General features: G+C 73.8%; 10 protein-coding genes. All 10 read right to left on the bottom strand.

Annotated elements, in window-relative coordinates:
• Positions 1 to 86 precede the first annotated feature (86 nt).
• From ASG23_RS14935 to ASG23_RS14890, 10 genes are read right to left on the bottom strand one after another with little or no spacing between them, the layout of a single operon-like run.
• Positions 87 to 1,565, bottom strand: coding sequence for an outer membrane protein assembly factor BamB family protein (locus tag ASG23_RS14935; protein WP_235521257.1), 1,479 nt, complete (start codon positions 1,563 to 1,565; stop codon positions 87 to 89).
• Between the two features lie 37 nt (positions 1,566 to 1,602).
• Complete coding sequence (locus ASG23_RS14930; protein ID WP_157465691.1) at positions 1,603 to 3,075, bottom strand: PQQ-binding-like beta-propeller repeat protein; 1,473 nt, start codon at positions 3,073 to 3,075, stop codon at positions 1,603 to 1,605.
• 9 nt (positions 3,076 to 3,084) lie between these two features.
• Entirely contained in the window at positions 3,085 to 4,242 is a 1,158-nt protein-coding gene (locus tag ASG23_RS14925) for an RDD family protein (protein WP_082516263.1), read from the bottom strand.
• Positions 4,239 to 6,497 (bottom strand): transglutaminase-like domain-containing protein, encoded by a 2,259-nt coding sequence (locus ASG23_RS14920; protein ID WP_056026521.1) that lies wholly within the window; start codon positions 6,495 to 6,497, stop codon positions 4,239 to 4,241. The genes ASG23_RS14925 and ASG23_RS14920 overlap by 4 nt, the downstream gene beginning before the upstream one ends.
• Positions 6,494 to 7,642 carry a DUF58 domain-containing protein gene (locus ASG23_RS14915; protein WP_056026518.1) on the bottom strand — a complete coding sequence of 383 codons (1,149 nt, stop codon included), beginning with the start codon at positions 7,640 to 7,642 and terminating at the stop codon, positions 6,494 to 6,496. The genes ASG23_RS14920 and ASG23_RS14915 overlap by 4 nt, the downstream gene beginning before the upstream one ends.
• A gap of 2 nt (positions 7,643 to 7,644) precedes the next feature.
• Positions 7,645 to 8,601 carry an AAA family ATPase gene (locus ASG23_RS14910; protein ID WP_056026515.1) on the bottom strand — a complete coding sequence of 319 codons (957 nt, stop codon included), beginning with the start codon at positions 8,599 to 8,601 and terminating at the stop codon, positions 7,645 to 7,647.
• A gap of 52 nt (positions 8,602 to 8,653) precedes the next feature.
• On the bottom strand, positions 8,654 to 14,746 hold the full coding sequence (locus tag ASG23_RS14905; protein ID WP_056028367.1) for a fibronectin type III domain-containing protein: 6,093 nt from the start codon (positions 14,744 to 14,746) through the stop codon (positions 8,654 to 8,656).
• Complete coding sequence (locus ASG23_RS14900; RefSeq protein ID WP_056026513.1) at positions 14,743 to 16,311, bottom strand: serine/threonine-protein kinase; 1,569 nt, start codon at positions 16,309 to 16,311, stop codon at positions 14,743 to 14,745. Before ASG23_RS14900 ends, ASG23_RS14905 begins: the two co-directional genes overlap by 4 nt.
• Positions 16,308 to 17,690, bottom strand: coding sequence for an FHA domain-containing protein (locus tag ASG23_RS14895; RefSeq protein WP_056026510.1), 1,383 nt, complete (start codon positions 17,688 to 17,690; stop codon positions 16,308 to 16,310). The genes ASG23_RS14900 and ASG23_RS14895 overlap by 4 nt, the downstream gene beginning before the upstream one ends.
• Positions 17,687 to 18,586 (bottom strand): PP2C family protein-serine/threonine phosphatase, encoded by a 900-nt coding sequence (locus tag ASG23_RS14890; protein ID WP_056026506.1) that lies wholly within the window; start codon positions 18,584 to 18,586, stop codon positions 17,687 to 17,689. The genes ASG23_RS14895 and ASG23_RS14890 overlap by 4 nt, the downstream gene beginning before the upstream one ends.
• Positions 18,587 to 18,593 lie beyond the last annotated feature (7 nt).

Here is an 18,593-nt window from a genome sequence, read left to right as displayed (position 1 = left end):
GGCAGCGAAGAAGGAGGGTGACTGCGAGCACGAACTCACCGTACCCCGAACGACCGGACGTTCCGCAACCTCGCGACCTCGTCGTCTCATCGCAAGGCCACCAGTCGCGAGTCCCCGACCGCGTACAGGTGCGCGCCCAGCCGCAGCGGCCGGGGGGCGTCGGCGGGCAGCGGTGCGTCCCAGACCGTCGCCCCGTCGTCCAGCGACAGCGCGGTGAGCACCGGGACCCCGCCCGTCGCGTCGCGCTCCACGACGAGATGCTCGCCGTCGGTGAACGTGCGGCCGATCGCCGGCCCGAACGACCGGCGCCAGACCTGCTCGCCCGTCAGCGCGTCGAGACCGACCAGGGCACCGCCACCGCGCACCACCACCCGGCCGGCGACGTCTGCGGTCACCTCGGGCGCCGGGGTGAGCGCACGCCAGACCGGCTCCGGCGACCCCGGCCCATAGGCCCGGACCCGGCCGCCGTACGGGCTTCCCGTCAAGCCGCTCGCCGTGAACACGAGGCCCGACCTGCCGTCGCTGACGCCAGGGCGGACGAGCGTGCCGCGGACCGTGGTCACCGGGTCTCCCCGGCCGGGGGACAGCTCGGAGACGGCGTCGACGCCCCCGTCGCGCACGCGGAACCGGGTGCGCACAAGGGTGCCGTCGTCGAGGAGGCGGACGTGGTCGGTCACCGACGACCCCGCAGGTCGCGGCACCCGCTCCCCCGTGCGCGCATCGAGCAGCAACGTCACCTCGTTGCCGGTCGCCATCACGAGGTCGCCGGCAGCCACGAGTCTGACCCTGCTGCTCCCTGCCGAGTGGAACGTCGACCACCGCTCGGTCTCCCACCGCTCGGCACCCGTGGACGGATCGAGACGTCGCACGGCAAGCATGCCCCAGGCGTACGTCGCCACCACGAGGTCCGACCGCACCTGCGCGGTGGCCACGACCCAGCCGGGCACGGCGCTGCGCGACAGCACGCGGCCGTCGGCCGGGTCGATGCGGAACAGGACCGACTCGCTCACCTCGGCGCCGGGCGCGTCGGGTCGGTCGGGGTCGTCCGGGACGACCCTGCGGCTGTCCGAGGGAGCTTCCGGACCGACGACGCACACGAGCTCCGCGTCGATCGGTCGGCACAGCACGGTCTCGGGGACGAGCGAGTCATCGAGCGCCACCGACCACCTCTCATGGCCCGCGACGACGTCCAGCCCGACGATCCGACGCCCGGCCGACGCGCCCTGCGCAGCGACGACGACGTCACCGGCGAGGACGGGGGTGACGGAGCCGTCGATCGTCGCCGACCAGCGCTCGCGTGGCGCCGACCCGAGCGGGCGGAGCGCCCCGGGAAACTGAGCAGTTCCGAGCACCGCCTCGCGTTCCTGGCTGCTGATCCAGCGCGGTGCCGCGACGAACGCGGCCAGCAGGACGGCGAGCACGCCCACGGCGGCGACGACCGCCCGGGCGGGACGACGGGCGGCCCAGGTCCCCAGTCGAGCCGCCCCGGCGCGAAGCCGCTGTGGCCCCGACCGGACGCGCTCGTCGTCCCCCGCGCCGACCTCGTCGAGAGCGACGCGCTGCATCACCGGCCGCAGAGCCGAGACCACGACGATCCGCCGATCAGCCGTACACGATCAGGTCGTTCTCGGTACGGACGACGAGGTGGCCGGCGATGGAGCTGACCCCGCGCACCCCCTCCGGCAGCGGGACCGACCAGTACCGGACGCCGTCCTCGAGCCCTCGGCCCCACAGCTCCGGCCGGCCGTCGGGGGACGTCCCGGGACCGAGGACGAGCGCGCCGTCGGAGATGGGGTCCCAGGTCAGGACGGCACCGGTGTCGACCTCCCAGATCATCGAGCCGTCGGTGACGTCCAGGACGCCGTAGCTGTCCGCGCCGGACACGACCAACCGGTCCGAGACCAGCAGCCGCGGATCGAGCTGGGTCGGGGTGCGCCACTGGGGCTCCCCCGTCGATGAGTCGACCCCGGACACCTGCGGACCCTCGTCGACGAGGATCGTGCCGGGCCGCGAACCGTCATCGGCCGACAGCTGTGCGGGCAGACCCTGCACGTCGAAGAGCGCGGTGCCGTCGACGCTGTGCACGTGCCCTCCACCGACCGGAGCCCACGTGGCGAACCGTTCGCCGAGGGCGGCCACCTGGAGCGAGCCGAACCGCGGTCCGACCAGGAGCGTGCTGCCGTCCTGGACGTCGAGGACGATCGTGGACCCCCCGCCGAGCACGACCAGCGGAGGCTCCACGCGCATCGTCGCCGCGACGGCGACCGTCGGGTCGCTGACCACCGGGTCGCTCATCACGACGGGCGTGACGATCGACCAGACCACGTCCCCGGTCCGTGCGTCGCGCCGCTGCGCGACCATCCGGCCCTCGGCGTCGAGCGTGCCGATCACCAGGTCGTCCTCGATGCGGTCGAAGGCGACGAGCGACCCCGTGACCTCCCAGTCACCGAGGCGCTCCCCGTCGTGCGCCGACAGCGGCACGACCATGACCCGGGCCGGCTCCTGGATCGACGCCTCGTCGGAGTAGAGCACCTGGGGCAGCCGGACGAGGCACACGACGAGGTCGCCGACATCGCCGCTCACCGGGGGGCAGACTGCCGCCGTCGCCTCGAACCCGGCACCCGACACCGGGACCACGTCGACCGCCCACCGCTGGGCGCCGGACACCGCGTCGTGCGAGGTCACCGTCCAGGCCTGCTCACCCTCCGCGAGCACGACGAGTGCGCCGTCGGCCGCGAGCGCGGTGCCGGGCAGCGTGGACACGGGGGTCTTCCACAACGGCTCGGGTGCCGCGCCGAGGGGGCGGACCAGGCCGGGCACCGCGGCGATGCGAGCCACGAACGCGCGGTCCCGCGCCGAGGCCACGACGCCTGACACGACGACACCGAGCACGACCAGTGCGGCGACTGGCCACCACCGACGCAGGATGCGAGCCCCGGTGCGGGGTCGCGCGGCGGTGACGGTGACGTCGTCCTGGGGCGACGAGCTGTCCGCCGGGCGCGACGGGTCGGCCGCGGTCGTGGCGTCCTCCACCTCGACCGTCTGCATCCGTACAGCGGGACGCCGGTCCGCCATGGTTCGACCCTAGGGCACCGGGGCGTGACCTGGTGCGCGGATCAACCGGAAGGAGCAGTCCCCGAACGCCACGGTCGCCCCGACCCGGAGGCGCACCTGCTGGTCCACCCGGCACACCACCTGCGCGCCGTCCGGCAGCGTCACGACCGTGCCGTTGATCGACCCACGGTCGGCCACCCAGACCCCGCCCGACTCGACCCCGATCTGGAGGTGGTTCTTGGAGACCGAACGGGCCGGGTCCACGACCCGCACCAGCTGCACGTCCGCATCCGACGCGGGATTGCGGCCCACCAACGCCGTCCGGGCGATCGTGACGCGCTGCCCGTCACCCAGCTCGATCTCCGCGACCGTGCGGTCGACCACGGCGGAGGCGACCGGTGCGGCGACCAGGTCGTCCCGGCGGCCGGCCGGCCGGGTCATCTCCAGCTCCGGAGCGAGCCCGTAGCTGAGGCCGACCTGGCGCACGACCGGAGTGGCGCGCGTGTCCAGGTCGGGTCCGCTGCGCTGCGGAGCGAGCGGCGCAAGGACCAGCGCGGCCGGCCGCGCTTCGTCGAACAGGAGGTCGAGCAAGTCCGTGCCCTCCCCACCGGCCCCAGGCCCAGCGGCGGCCCAGCCGGGGACGCTGACCGGTTGGCGTCCCGCCCTCGGCTGCACGGGCTCGGCACGACGCACGCGCGGCGGCACGACCACCTGCTCCCGCACCGCACGGACGTCCAGCACCTCGTCCCGCGCTGCCCGGTCCTGCCAGCCGCGCCGCCGTCCCGTCCGGTCGAAGACCGGCGACGCGAGGACGACGACGAGCCCGACACCGAACGCGAGGGCTCCCGCGGCGATCACCGCCGTGCGCAGCAGCACGCGGAGCATGCCGACCGGCTCACGCGTCTCGACGTCGAGCGTGCGGATCCCGACCGTACGGCGCCCGACCGTCCAGCCCGACCGGCCGTGCGCCACCCACTGGGCCACCGACACCACCAGGACGGACGCCGAGCCCAGCAGCACCAGAGCACCGCTGGCCCGGGCCAGGCCGAGGACGAGAACCCCGCCGCCGAGCACCAGCACCAGCACCAGGTCGAGCAGACCGGCGGACAGGCGACGGGCCATCGTGGCGGGCGACGAGTCATCCCCGACCGGGTACGGATGGTGCACCGGTGGTCGATGTCGTGTCATGACGTGCCCTTCGGGCGGCGGTTGCGATGGTTCTTCAGCGAGGCGACGGACACCCGGGCCCGCACCCGCCGGCGCCAGCCGACGCTGCGGGTCATCGCCTCGACCGTCTGCTGGACGTCTGCCCAGTATGCGGTGGCGTGCGCCCCGCTCGGCTCACCGGCGCTGAACACGGCGTGGTCCGCCGAGCGCGCGAGCGCACCGACGCGCGTGGCGACGAGCGCACCACCGGGACTGTCGGCGAAGGAGGCCGCGAGCGCGAGCGCCGACTCGTTGCGCGTCGCCAGGGCACCCGCCGGCCGGCGCAGGTCGCGAGCGGTGTCCAGCACCTCGTCCCAGCCGCCCGCCACGCGGGCCACCGGGTCGGGGCTGCGGCGACGACGACGCCGGCGTCGTGCCTTGAGCGCGACGATGACGAGCAGCGGCGACGCGAGCAGCAGCAGGGGGATCGAGACGAGCCCTGCCACCCGGGCGATCCGCCAGAACAGCGCGCTGCCGTCCTCCTGCTCGTCCGGGTCGTCGGTCTGGGGCTGCTCGGTGTCCTCGTCGGGCGGTGTGACAGCTCCCGGGGGCGGCGGCGGGGGCTGCACGACCTGCGGGTTCGGCTCGGAGGGCTTCTCCTGGTCCTCCTCCTGCGGGGTCTGCTCCGGCGGCGGCGTCGGGTCGAACGGCACCCAGCCGTAGCCCTGGAACGCGACCTCGACCCACGCCTGGACGTCCTTGCCGGTGACCTCGACGGGCCCGTCCTCCGCGCCCGGCTCCGGGACGAACCCCAGCACGACCCGCGCGGGCAGACCCATCTCGCGCGCCATCAGCGCCATCGCCGCGGCGTACTGCTCGCCGTCGCCCACCATGAGGTCGCCACCGAGCAGCGACGTGATCCGGTCGGCGCCGTGGCCGGACAGCGACTCCGTGCCCGAGACCTCGACGCCGTGGCTGAAGTAGCCCTCCTCGGCGAGCCACGACTCCAGGGCGGCGCCGATCTGCACCGGGCTGCCCGCGTCGCGTGCCACGTCCGCGGCGGTCACCGCGGCGACCTCCGGCACATTGGCGAGCGGTGGCTGCGCGACGTCGGACGCAGGCGCGCTGCCCACCTCGGTCACCGGTGGCACGCGCGGCACGACGACGTCGATCCCGTACTCCAGTCCCTCGCGGACGCCCCCGGTGAGCACGGCCGCGCCCGTCGCGTCGTTGTAGCGCAGGTCGCTCGCCGCGTCGGCGTCGTCGACGTCGAAGGCCGTGGCCTGACCGACCGTCGGGAGCCAGACGCCGTCGAGCTGGTCCAGGGTGAACTCGACGTGCGCCTGGTCCCCCCGCACCGTCGTGTCGATCTCGGAGCCGACCCGGCGGAACTCCCCGGACGCCTGCGCGGACCCGTCTCCCGCTACGTTCCAGACGACGCCGTCGTACCGGTCCATGGTCGCCAGCCGGACCCGCGCCCCCTCGGGCAGGCCGGTGACCGTGAACAGCGGGACGTCCTCCTTCACGAACTCCCGGAAGGCGGACAGGGGGCTCGGGTAGTCCCGCGGGTCGAAGGGAGGAACCATCTCGTCACGCACGACGAACCGGTCGGTGGCGCCGACCACGACGGGTGCGCCGACGACGGCCGCCCCGACCGCCACCGCGACGAGCGCGCCCGTCGCGACGACACGCCTCGCGCGTAGCAGCCCCGCACGCCACGACGCCCACGGCAGCAGGACGACGACCAGCACCACGCCGGTGAGGACGGGGTCGACGATCGGGCGGCGGGTGCCCAGCACGATCGTCGCGATCATCACCGCCACGGGCACGAGCACCGCAGACGCCGCCGTGGCACCCGTGCGCGCCCGCAGGGCGACCGACACGGCGAGGCACGACCCGACGAGCGCCAGCAGGTAGGCCGCGACGAGCAGCGTGCCGTCCGACCCGACCGGCGGCTGGAGCGTGAGCACCTGCTTCCAGGTGGACGCCGCGCCGCGTGCCAGGTCCACGACGGTCGCCGGGGTCGGGACCACGCCGGCGACCGTGGTTCCCGGTGCGGCCAGCGCCCCACCGGCGAGCACGTACACCACGATGACGGCGGCGACGACGGTGATCGCCGACCAGCGCCGCGCAGCTCCGACCACCGCAACCGTCGTGCCGAGCAGCAGACCGCCGGCCAGGGCGGGGAGCGCCGTCAGACCGCCGTACACCTCGAGCAGGGGGGCGAGCGCGAAGGCGAGGGCGCCGACCAGGCACGCCACGTCGACGGCTGCGCGAGCGGCGGGCCGCTGGGTCACGCGGTCACCCGCCTGAGCAGGCGCGGCAGGTCGTCCAGGTGGCCGATCGTCGCGAGGCTCAGGGAGCCCTTGGTGCGCACCGAGACGTCCGCGCCACGTTCGCACCGCACGACCACCGTGCGCGTCCCTGCCGTCACGTGCCGGGCGCCGAGCCGCAGGTCCGCGTCGCTGGGCACCGAGCCCGTCACGAGCATCGCCACGGAGGCCTCCGCCGCCTCGCGCACGACGCGACGTCCCAGCAGGGCCACTCCCGCACCGGTGCTGGACCACGCGATCGCGGAGCAGTCGTCGAGCAGCAGCGGGGGCGTCTCCACCCGAAGCTTGCCGGGCCCGGCAAGCACGACCAGATCCCGCTCCTCGCGGAGCGTCTGGACCCCGACGGAGGCGACCACCGACACGGCGAGCTCCAGCTCGTCGTCGTCGGCGTAGTCCCCCGGGTCCGTGGCCAGGGCGAGCGCCGTCGTCGTGCGCCGCGTGTCCTCGAACTGCTTGACCATGAGGCTTCCGCGGCGCGCCGTCGTGCGCCAGTGGATGTACCGCCGGTCGTCGCCCGCGACGTAGTCGCGCAGGGCGTGGAACGACAGGTCGGAGTCCGACAGGTCACGCGTCGCCTGACCCTCCAGGTCGCGCAGCAGGCCGGAGCTCGCGCCCGCGAGGGACACGAGGAGCGGGTGGACGAACACCTCGACCGGCCGGGTCCACCGCACGCTGCGGCGCACGAGCCCGAACGGGTCGCCGCGGACAGAGCGCACCGGGCCGACCACGATCACCGCACGGCGGGTGGTCGGGATGGCGAACAGGTCGTCGTGCGCGGCGCCGGGAGCGAGCGCCGGGACAGCGAGCTCGGCGACGACCGCGCCGACAGGCAGCTCGATCCGGGACGGCAGCGACCGGCGGCGCGCGACGTTGCGCACCTCGAGGCGGCCGAGGGCGCGCTCCCCCACCTTCACCCGGCGGTCGGCCATGTCGAGCGTGACCGCGTAGCGCGCCCGGCCGGCGGTCATCAGCAGCGACACGACGAGCACCGCCGTCAGTGCGGAACCGATCGCCGCGAGCTCCAGCCACCCGAACCACCGGCCCAGCACGAGGCCGAGGGCCGCCACGGCGACGACCCCCCACCCGATCGGTGAGATCCGAAGACCCACGGTCAGCCCACCCGCACAGCCGGCGGTGCCGTCGTCTCGAGGATCCGGCCCAGGATCTCCCCCGCCGTCACACCGGCGAACTCCGCCTCCGTGTCGAGCAGCAGGCGGTGCGCCAGCACAGGCTGGGCGAGGTCCTTCACGTCGTCGGGGATCACGTACTCGCGCCCGGACGCGGCTGCCCACACCTTGGCGGTCCGCACGAGCGCCAGACCACCGCGCACGCTCGCCCCGATGGAGGTCTGCGAGTCGTCACGCGTCGCCTCGATGAGCCGGGCGACGTAGTCGAGCACGACCTCGTCGATGTGCACGGTCTGCGCGAGGTCCGCCATGGTGCCGACCGCCTGCGTGGTGATCCGCGGGGTCAGGTTCGTCGTGCGGTCCTTCGCCCCCGCCAGGATCTCGATCGTCGACGAACGGTCCGGGTACCCCAGCGAGGTCTTGATGAGGAACCGGTCCAGCTGGGCCTCCGGCAGGCGGTACGTGCCTGCCTGCTCGATGGGGTTCTGCGTCGCGATCACCATGAACGGCCGACCCACCGGGTGCGTGACGCCGTCGACGGTGATGTGCCCCTCCTCCATGACCTCGAGGAGCGCCGCCTGCGTCTTCGGCGACGCACGGTTGATCTCGTCCGCGAGGACGACCGACGCGAAGATCGGGCCCGGGTGGAACTCGAACCGGTGCGTGCTCTGGTCGTAGATCGTCACGCCGGTGACGTCGGACGGCAGCAGGTCCGGCGTGAACTGGATCCGGTGGTGGCTGCCCTGCACCGTCGCGGCGAGCGCCTTGGCCAGCGACGTCTTGCCGGTGCCGGGCGCGTCCTCGAGCAGCAGGTGACCCTCGGCGACCATGGCCGTGAGCGCGAGGCGGACCGTGTGCTCCTTGCCGAGCAGCGCCAGACCGACGTTGGACACGAGTGCGTCGAACGTCTCGGCGAACCAGATGCTCTGCTCGGGGGTCATCGAGTACTTCTCCTTCGGTGTCGGGGCTCGGTGCCCCTCGGGTACAGGGAGGTCATGGGGCGACCGCCACCGTGTAGGTCGCGGAGGCTGTCGGCCCATCGCCACGGTCGTTGCTGGGGGTCACTGAGACGGTCACGGTGTTGCCAGGCTGGGGCGTCGGCAGGCCGAGCTCGTCGAGGTCCTTGTCGGCCGTGGTCGCACCGATGGTGCTGCAGCCCTGGGCGCCACCGCCGTTGACCGCCCAGCAGACGCGGTAGCCGTCCACGCCGAGGCCTCCGTCGGTCTCGGGCGGCGACCAGACTGCGGACACGCTCGTGGGCCTGGTCGCGTCGTCGGGAGTGATCGTCAGGCCGCGGACGATGCTCGGCGCCTGGCCCCATGACACGTCGGTGAAGCCCTCACCGGTGGTGGACCCGAGAGCGGTGCTGGCGGTCACTGTCGCCGTCACCCGGGTCCCCTTGAACGGGAGGCGCCAGGAGGAGACGTCGACGGCGGCGGTGGTCCCGGTGAACGTCCCCGACGCACTGTCGCGGTCGCCGGTCAGGACCCACGTGTACGTCACCGCGCCGCCACCACCGTCGTCGACGTCGCCATGTCCGATGGTGATCTGGGTGGGTCGGCCCCCGTCGCCGTTGCCGGTCACCGCGACCGAGACGGTGGGCCGGCCCGGCGGGGTGGTCGCCGTCGCCGTCGCCGGGACGCTCAAGCCGCTCGATCCCGCACCGTTCACCGCGCGCACCTGGTAGGTGTAGCTCGCCCCGCCGGTGAGGTTCTCGAACGTCCAGGAGGACCGGTTCCCCACGTCGAGCTCGCCGCCGTCGGGGAGCCGGACGACGTAGGACTGGATCGGGGTGCCGTTGTCGTCGGCGCCGGACCAGCGCACCTCGATCCGACCGGCCCCGGCGATCGCCGTGGCGGTCACCGTCGTCGGTGCGCTCGGGAGCCCGAACGTCGACGCCGTCGTGGTGCCGACCTCTCCCCAGCCAGCCTTGTTCTTGGCCCGCACCGAGACCTTGTACGGGTACTTGGTCTGCGCCTGGTCGAAGGTCAGCTGCTGCGTGCCTGCCGCGACGGCGTACGTGCCACCGCCGGGTCCGTCGACGACGACCTCGTACTGCGCCACCGCGTCGCCGTTGTCGACCGGGGCGGTCCACGTGATCGCGATGAGCCGACCGAGCGTGGAGTCGGTCGGCGTCGCTGTCACCGTCGGTGCGTCGGGCACGCGCGCCGGGACCATCGGGATCGACGACGGCGACCAGCCGCTCGGCTCCGGTGCCTTGTTGTGCGCCCGCACCCGGACGGAGTACGCCGTGCCGTTCCGCAGACCGGCGAACGTGTAGCTCGTCGTGGTGGACGTCACCGAGGCCGGCCCGGCCGGCGGCGCGGGAGATATCTCGAGCGTGTAGCTGGTGATCGGTGATCCACCCGAGACGGGCGCCGACCAGCTCGCCTTGATCGAGCCGTCGCCGAAGTCGAGCAGAGGGGCGGCCGGCGCCTCCGGGACCGCGTCGGGTCGCGCGGGTGCGGACGGCGCGCTCGGTTCCGACCAGTCGACCTCGTTCTGCGCCGCGACCGTGAACGTGTACTCGACGTCGTTGGTGAGACCGTCGACGGTGCAGGTCGTGCTCGCGCACTGCCGCACGATGTTGCCCGGGCTCGTCACGACGCGGTACCCGGTGATCGGCGCGCCACGGTTGTCCGGCGCGTCCCAGGACAGCACGACCGTCCGGTCCCGCACCTCCCCGATCCGCGGGGCTGTCGGCGTGGCGGGCTTGCCGCGCACGATGACGGTGACCCGACCCTCGACCTCGCGGTCCGGGTCGCCGGTGACGTCCCGGACCCGGAACCGCGTGACCATCTGCCCGATGAACCCGTCGGCGGGCCGCACGCTCACCGTGCTCGCCGTGGCCCCGGCCGTGCCCGCACCCGGTGTCTCCACCGTGGCGCCGACGACGGTCATCGGCTCGGGCGCGAACGGGTTGAACGCACCCTCGAGCACGTTGACGGTGCTCTGGCGGCCCTCCGCCCCGTCCGGGATCGTGCGGTCGACCAGCCGGATCGTCGGCCGGGTGCTGGCGATCACCCGCACGTCGACGGCCGTCTCGAACGAGCCCGTGCGTCCGTAGCCCACCCGGACGGCCAGGGACTCGGTGCGGCCCTTGGAGGTGGTCGCGTCGGCGGCGATGCTCAGCACGCCGTCGGTGATGCCACCCGAGAACCCGGCGGGGATCGCCGAGACCAGGGTGTACGCGTACCGACCGTCCGTCGGGTTCTCCCCTTCCGGTCCCGTCGTGAAGGACCGGAGGTCGACCGCGAGTGCCGGCTCACCGGGTGCGACGTCGATGACCGACGGCTCGAAGGTCGGCGGGTAGTCGTCGACGGCGTACACCGTGATCTGGAGCGTGATGACGGACGTCCGCGCCGAGGGGTCCCCCGGGGAGGACGCGTCCGTCACGGGGACGGTGATCGACGCCGGTCCGGCGTACCCGGGCGCCGACGTGAACTGGAGCGTCTCGTCGTTCACGATCGGGCTCGTGCCGTCGGACCGGGTGGCAGACACGCCCAGCGGGTCGGCGATCCGCGCCGTGCGCCCGGGTGCCACCTGGACCTGCTCGCCGAGCGGGATGATGAGGCTCTCCCCGGACGCCACGCGCAGCTCGGGCGCCTTCGGGCGGGGCACGGGCCGGAAGAACCCGAGCGCCGGCACGGTGATGAACGCGTAGGACGCGACAGGACTCGTCCCGGTCCGGTTGGTGAGCAGGTAGGGCACCGTCTGGGCGTGGTCGACGAGGGTCACGACGACCTCACCGTTCTCGCTGACCCGCACGACGTCGGACTGCGACCCCGGTACCGAGACCTCGAGGTCGCTCAGCGGGCCGCTCGGGTTCTGCGCGACCGCGAGCACGTCGACCGAGACCTCGGTGCGGTCCAGGGTGTCGGTCGCGGGCACCACGATGTCGCGCGCGATGGGGGGCAGCACCGGGGCGTCCGCGGACACGGTCACGGTGAGCACCCCGGTGTCCCGCCCGCCACGCTTGTTGGACGCGGTGTACGCGATCTGGAGCACGGTCGCCTCGTCGGGTGCCTGCACGACGATCCGCCGGTCGTCGACCTCGGCGTCGATGCCGTCGGCCATCTGCAGGTCGGGCTCCAGGTTGAGCTCGCCGCCGCTGGAGTCGACGTCGTTCGCCAGCACCCGGACCTCCACCCGCTGACCCGGTTTGACGGTGACCTCGTCGTCGCGTGCGACGACCGTCGCCGAGTCCGTGGGCCGCGGGCTGATGCCGACGCGGATGGTGGCCACCGCACGCTGCCCGACCCAGTCCTCGACGGCATAGGTGAACTCGTCGGTGCCGACCTCGTCGGGGAACGCCTGGTACTCGAGCCAGTCCGCGCCCGTCGCCGTCACACGTCCGCGGAGCGCCGACGACGCGATGCCGAGGAGCGTCACGCCGTCGCCGTCCGGGTCGATCCCGACGAGCGGGATCTTGATGCGGACCGTGTCGCCCTGGAACACCCGTGCGACGAGGTCCTCGGGTCGTGGCGGAGCCTTCGCGCTCGCATCGGACGCGTGCACGCGGACGGTCACCGTGGCGGCGGTCAGGTTGCCGGTGGCGTCCTCCACCTCGAACGTCGCCCGCGCCGTGAGGGGCTCGTCGGGGGCCTGGTAGCGCAGCACGTCGCCCGAGACGAACAGCAGCCCTTGCCCGCTCGCCAGGGGCTCGGCGAGCTGGGTCCGCAGCGTCAGCCGGTCGCCGTCGGGGTCGTACGCGCCGTCGAGCACCGGGATCGTGACCACCCCGCCGGTCCGGACGTCCACCTCGACGTTGGGCACCACCGGGGGCTGGGACGTGGCGGACGGGGGCACCGGGTGCACGACGATCTCGCCGACCGTGCTGTCCTGCCCGTTGGATACGGTGTACCGCAGTGCCACGGGAGCGGTCAGCGTCCGTTCCGAGGAGATCTGCACCAGGTGGTGCTCCAGGATGGCGACCCGCAACCCCTCGGGCGCGTCGACCGACTGCAGGACCAGCACCTTGCCCGCGGGGTCGGTGTCGTTGGCCAGGGGGTCGAGCGTCACCTCACCGTCCGCCGGGAGGAACGCCTGGTCCCGGACCGCGATCGGCGGCTGGTCCGTCTCGGGCCAGACGCGCACGTCGATCCGCGCCAGACCGGTCGCCTGCTGCGGCGGCGCCGAGACGAGGAACGGTACGTAGTAGCTGCCGGCGCGCGCCGCGCTGAACGTGAAGGTGCCACCCTGGAGGTCGGTCGTGATCGTGGCGCCGACGACCTCCTCGACACCCGCGAGCCGGGGCGGCTCGGCCGACGAGCTGCGCACGGCGTCGAGCGGGTGGAGCGTCACGGGCTGGTCGACGTAGGTCACGGCGTGCACCGGGTCGATCTGCGGCGCCAGCGAGCCCGCGGGGCGCACGTCGACGTCGAGGAGACCCTCGGTGGTGGACGTCCCGTCCGACACGAGGAGGGTCACGCTCGTGCGGCCCAGCTGGGCGCCGTCCGCCCGGAACGTCACCGACCCGTCCTGCCGGAACCGGACGGATCCTGCGGTCGGGTCCGTCGTGGCGCCCACGAGCACCAGGTCGTCGCCGTCGGGGTCCAGGAAGTCCGCGAGGGTCTGGTGGTCGGCCTGTCCGCCCTGCTCGACCTCGAGCGAGCCGGTCCGCAGCTGGACCGGTGGCGAGTCGAGCGACCCGTCCCGGGCGGTGAGCACCACCCGCGCCGTGGACGGCGCGTTCGTGCCGCGGCCGTCGGTGATCGTGTACGTCAGCTCCGCGGTGCCGGTGGCTCCCTCGGCGACGGCCACCTGCAGGGAACGTCCGCCGTAGATCGCCTCGATCCGGCCGAACTCGGCGGGCAGCGGGTCGAACTCGGAGATGACGAGGATCCCGCAGTCGGAGGACGAGTCGTTGTCGATCACCGGAAGGATCGTGGTCCGGCCGGGTCGCACGCCGAACTCGTCGTCGGCGGCGGTCGGTGGGGCCGACTCCGCGGAGCACTCGGTCACCAGGTCCTGGGTCGTGTCCGACGCCTCGGTCTCCTCCTGGGCCTCGTCGGGCTGCTCCTCCGGCTCGATCTGCGTCCAGTCCGGCACCCGCAGGTCGGTGTCCTGCAGCGGCATCCAGAGGCGGCCCCGCAGCGTGTCGTTCAGCACCACGACCTGCCGGTTCACCCGGAAGGCGAGCACGTCCGCGGTGGACATCTCCTCGAGGTTGCGGACCTCGGCGTCCTCGCCGTCGCACAGCTGCACGTACGAGCCGACGGGCGAGGCCCACGCGCCGTGGGCGCACCGACCGACCTGTACCGGTTCGGCGGGCACGCCCGAGCCGTCGGTCGGGTGCTCCACCGCGGACCCGCCGTCGAGCGGGACCTCCAGCAGCGCGGTGCGGCTGGCCACGAGCACGCGCGATGCCTCCGGTCCCGGCTGCTGCAGGGCCAGGTCGTCGCCCTCAAGCGCCACCTCGCCGTCCAGGGTCCGCACGGTCCGGTCGGACAGCACGACGGCGGTGTCGCCGACGGCGGTCAGCCGGTCGACCGGGCCGGCGCCGAGCGTCCCCAGCGGCGTGCTGCGCGCCGCACCGTCGACGAGGTCGACGCGGGTCACCGCACCGCCCTCGGGGGCCACCGCCAGCACGGCGCCGCTGCGTGCGACCACGGCGGCACCGCCCTTCCCGAGCTCGACGTCGGGGGTGTCCGTCGCGATCCGCAGCGTGTCCAGGGCGGAGATCGGCCGGACCCACAGGTTCCCGCCGGGGTCGACCACCGCCACGACGCCGGCGGCCATCGTCACGTCCGCGCCAGGCACGGCGACCTGGGTGGTCAGCGTGACCGACGCCGGGTCGACCACCGCGATCGAGCCCTGCTCGACCAGCAGCACGTCACTCTCGTCCTGCAGGACGTCGAACCTGCTCCCCGCCGCCGAGAGCCCGCCGTTGAGCTCCTCGACCTGCGCGTTCCAGCGGCCCAGCTGCAGCTTGCTCGTGGCCGTCAGCCAGACTCCACCGTCGTTGAGGTCCAGACGGGCGAGCGGGAAGCCTTGGTCGAGCAGCGCCAGCACGAGGACGAGCACAGGGACGGTGACGACGGCCGCCGCCGTGGACGCCCGCGAGCGGACCGACCTCCACCTCATGACGCGCACCCCTGCGCCGGCTCGGCCGAGACGCGGCGGTCCGCGCGCACGATCGCGACCTCGATGCAGACCTGTGCGGTCGTCGCCTGGTCGGCGGGGACGGTCACCGTCAGGGTGTCGATCAGGGCGAGCTCGGGGTCGCCCGTGGCCTGCAGGACACCCCACACGTAGCGGTCACCCGCCTGCGGCTCGGGGTTGTCCCACGTGAACAGCACCGACCCGTCCGGCTGTCGGGTCCCCTGCAGCCCGGACGGCGACGGGACGGCCTCGACGATGCCGGTGGGCGCGGCGTCCTGGGTGAAGTCCGGCGTCGCCGTCGGACCGTCGCCGGGTTCGTCCCCCCGCAGCGCCACCGCACCGATCGCCACGACCGCGGCGAGCACCACCAGCCCGGACACGACGCCTGCCGCCACACGTGACCGACTGCGTTGGACGGGCTCGGGCTCGGCGTCCACGACCTCCGCGGGCGCCACGAACACGGGCCCGGGAGGAGCGCTCGTGGGCTCGGGTGCGACGGTGGTCACCCCGCGCAGGCGGGTCGGCTCGTCGGCACCCGCCGGCGTCGGCGGATCGAGCACCGGCGTGACGGGTGCCAACGGGACGACGGTGACGATCGAGCGCAGCCGGGTGGCGTCGTCACGGTCCTCGTCCGGCGACGTGCTCGGCGCCTCCAGGCCCGGGTCGGCGTCCGGTGCGTCCATGAGGTCGAGCGGGGTGATCGGCAGCCGGAGGTCGGCCTCGATCTGCTGGAGCGCGCGCGCGACCGCCGCCGCCGAGGCGAACCGGCGGGTCGGGTGCTTCGCCATGGCGCGCTCGAGCAGCTCCTGGAGACCCGCAGGCACGTCGTTGCGTCCCACCGACGGCAGCGGTGCCCGTTCGATGCGCGCGACCAGCTGCTGAGCGGTGTTCTGCCCGCCGGGCACCTCGAACGGGGTCCGCCCGGCCAGCAGCGAGTAGATCGTCGCCGCGAGCGAGTAGACGTCCGAGCGCTCGTCGCCCGTCGGGTGCTCGCCCAGCAGTTCCGGCGGCGACCACGGGATCGACATGCCGACCGTCGCGCCCGCTCCGTGGCCCGTGGTCGCCGCGATGCCGAAGTCGGTGAGCGCCGGCCACCCGAAGTCGGTGGTCAGCACGTTCGCGGGCTTGATGTCCCGGTGCAGGATGCCGGCGCGGTGCGCGGTCTCCACGGCCGACGCCAGCCGGATCCCGATCCGCAGCGCCTCCGCGACCGAGATGCGCTCCTGCCGGTACCGCTCCGCCAGACCCGGACGCGAGCAGTACTCCATGACCAGGAACGGGCGCCCGTCGGCCGCGATCGCCGCGTGGTAGATGGTGACGATCGACGGGTGGTGCGACAGCTGGGCCATGAGGTTGGCCTCCTGCTGGAACCGGCTGCGCACCTCGTCGTCGAGGCTGCCCGCCAGCAGCACCTTGACCGCTACCTCACGCCGCGGGAGCTCCTGCTGGTACAGGAAGACGTCCGCGAAGCCGCCGAGCCCGAGGACCCGGAGGTACTCGTAGCCCGGCAGGCGCGGCGGCGTCGACGCTTCGCGGCGTGCGGTCACGAACCCCGCTCCACGGAGAACGTCACGCCGTCGCCGAGGTCGACGATCTCGTCGGCACCGACGACGCTGGGCTCCCCCGGGTGCAGCCGTCGGGCACCCTCACCGGAGCGGGACACGTGGATGCCGTTGGTGGAGTCCAGGTCCGTGACGACGACGTGCTCGCCCTCGACGCGCACCTCGGCGTGCGTGCGAGAGATGTCCTGCTGCGGGCTCGGCACCGTGATCAGGCGCGGCAGCTCGCGGTTGGTCACCCGGGCGACCTGCGGCGCGCGCCCCAGCAGCACGGCTCGGTCGAGGGGGACGACCAGCCCGGTCGACAGCACGAGGCGCGCGGGCGGGGCGGCGACAGCGGGGGTCCGGAACGGTCCGGGGAGCTCGTCCGACGCCCACGACGGCAGCTGGTCACGGAGCTCGGCGAGGTCGGTGGACAGGATGGTCAGGCCGTCGTGGTCGTCCAGCGACGCACCGCCGACCGGCAGCGGGGCGACCGCGGCGTCGGTGCCGCTCGGCCGGAGCTGCGAGGTCAGGATCGACTCAGCCGCTGCGACGACGCCCGACCCCGTGTCCGAGTCGCCGTCCGTGTCGATGTCGGTGCCGTTGTCGGTGCCGTTGTCCGCGTCGAAGTCCGTCTCCTCGGCGAGCGGCACGAGCTCGACCTCGGTCGGCTCGTCCCACGTGACGAGGTCGACGATCCCGGCCGCGGGCGCCGCCGGAACCTCCTCCGTCGACGTGTCCCACGGAACGACGTCGACGACCTCGGTGTGCTGTTCCTGCTGCGGCGTGCTCGGCTGCTCCCCCTCCACGACCGCGGGCGCGACCAGCTCGTCCGCCGCGGGCTCGACGGCAGGCGACGCCACCGGCTCGGCAACAACCTCGTCCGCACCGACGGGCCCCGCACCGACCGGGGTGGTCGCGGGCACGGTCGTCGGCGCCACCTCGGGCACGTCGCGTGCGGTCAGCGCGAGCCGGACCCGGGACGCGGCGGCAACCCCGTCGGAGAGCGGGAGGCTCGCCGCGTCGGCCGGTGCACCGTCCGCCTGCACCACGACGTCAGCCACGCCGTCGATCACCCGCTCGGTCCAGGTGCTCACCTCGCCCGAACGCCACACGTCCTGCCGCCCGTCCACGTCGACGACGACCTCGACGTCACCGCGCAGCGCGGCGTGCACCCGCCGGCCGTCGACGGAGACGACGGCGAACGGCGGCAGCCCCCCGAACCCGTCCCGCGCGAGCAGAGCCAGCGCCGCGAACACACCCTCGCCGCTGTCCTGCCAGAGCGCGCGGACGGTGGACTCGGCTGCGCCGGCGCCGAGCAGCGCCACGAACCCGGGACGCACCACGGCCGTCCACTCGCCTGCGGAGTACTCGGGCACGCTCATGACGGGAGCTCCTCGTTCGATGGGTTCGGGTCGGGCGCGGCCGATCCCGGTGCGACGCGCGGCGTGGTGGCCGGCCGGTTGCGGCGCGGGACCGTGACGCCGTTGAGCATCTCGTCCCAGGCGTAGGGACCCAGCTCCGCCCCGGTGCGGGGGACGGTGATGTGGACGTCGTCGTGCGCGCCGGCGGAGGTGGCGACGTCGACGACGACCGCGCTCACGTTGTCCCGGGCGCCGTGCTCGAGCGCGAGGCGAACCAGGTGCGCGGCGGCGTCCTGCGGGTCGGCCGTCTCCGCCAGCACACGTGCCAGCTCGTCGTCGCCGACCTCGCGGGTGAGTCCGTCCGTGCAGATCAGGAGCCTGTCGGTCAGGCCCGCGGGCAGCAGCCAGTAGTCAGGCTCCGGGGGGTCTCCGGTCCCCAGGGCGCGCGTCAGGACGTGCCGCTCCGGGTGGGTCGCGGCCTCGGTCAGGTCGATCTCCCCCAGGTCCAGCAGCTCCTGGACCACCGAGTGGTCCACGCTCACCTGCTCGAGGACGTCCCCGGACCACAGGTACACGCGCGAGTCCCCGACGTTGAAGACGAGCCAGTAGGAGCCGCCGTCGTGCTCGGTCACCGCGACCCCGGCGACGGTCGTGCCGCCCTGGCGCCCTCCGGTGAACTCGGCACGGATCCGGGCGGCGGTCCGGTCGAAGCAGGCGTGCACGTCGTCGGCGGTCGCTGCGGCCTGCCCCGCGAGCTGCGCGAACTCCTCGACGGCGATGCGGCTCGCGAGGTCACCCGCGTCATGGCCGCCCATGCCGTCCGCCACCAGGAAGACGGGTGGGTAGGCAAGAAGGGCGTCCTCGTTGACCTCACGGACGAGGCCACGATCGGTCGCCGAGCCCCATGACGTGCGCACGCGGCCC

The organism is Cellulomonas sp. Leaf395 (genome assembly GCF_001424125.1).
In the GTDB taxonomy this organism is placed as follows: domain Bacteria; phylum Actinomycetota; class Actinomycetes; order Actinomycetales; family Cellulomonadaceae; genus Cellulomonas.
The sequence above is the reverse complement of the archived record's forward strand: the minus strand, read 5'-3'. Positions and strand labels throughout refer to the sequence as shown.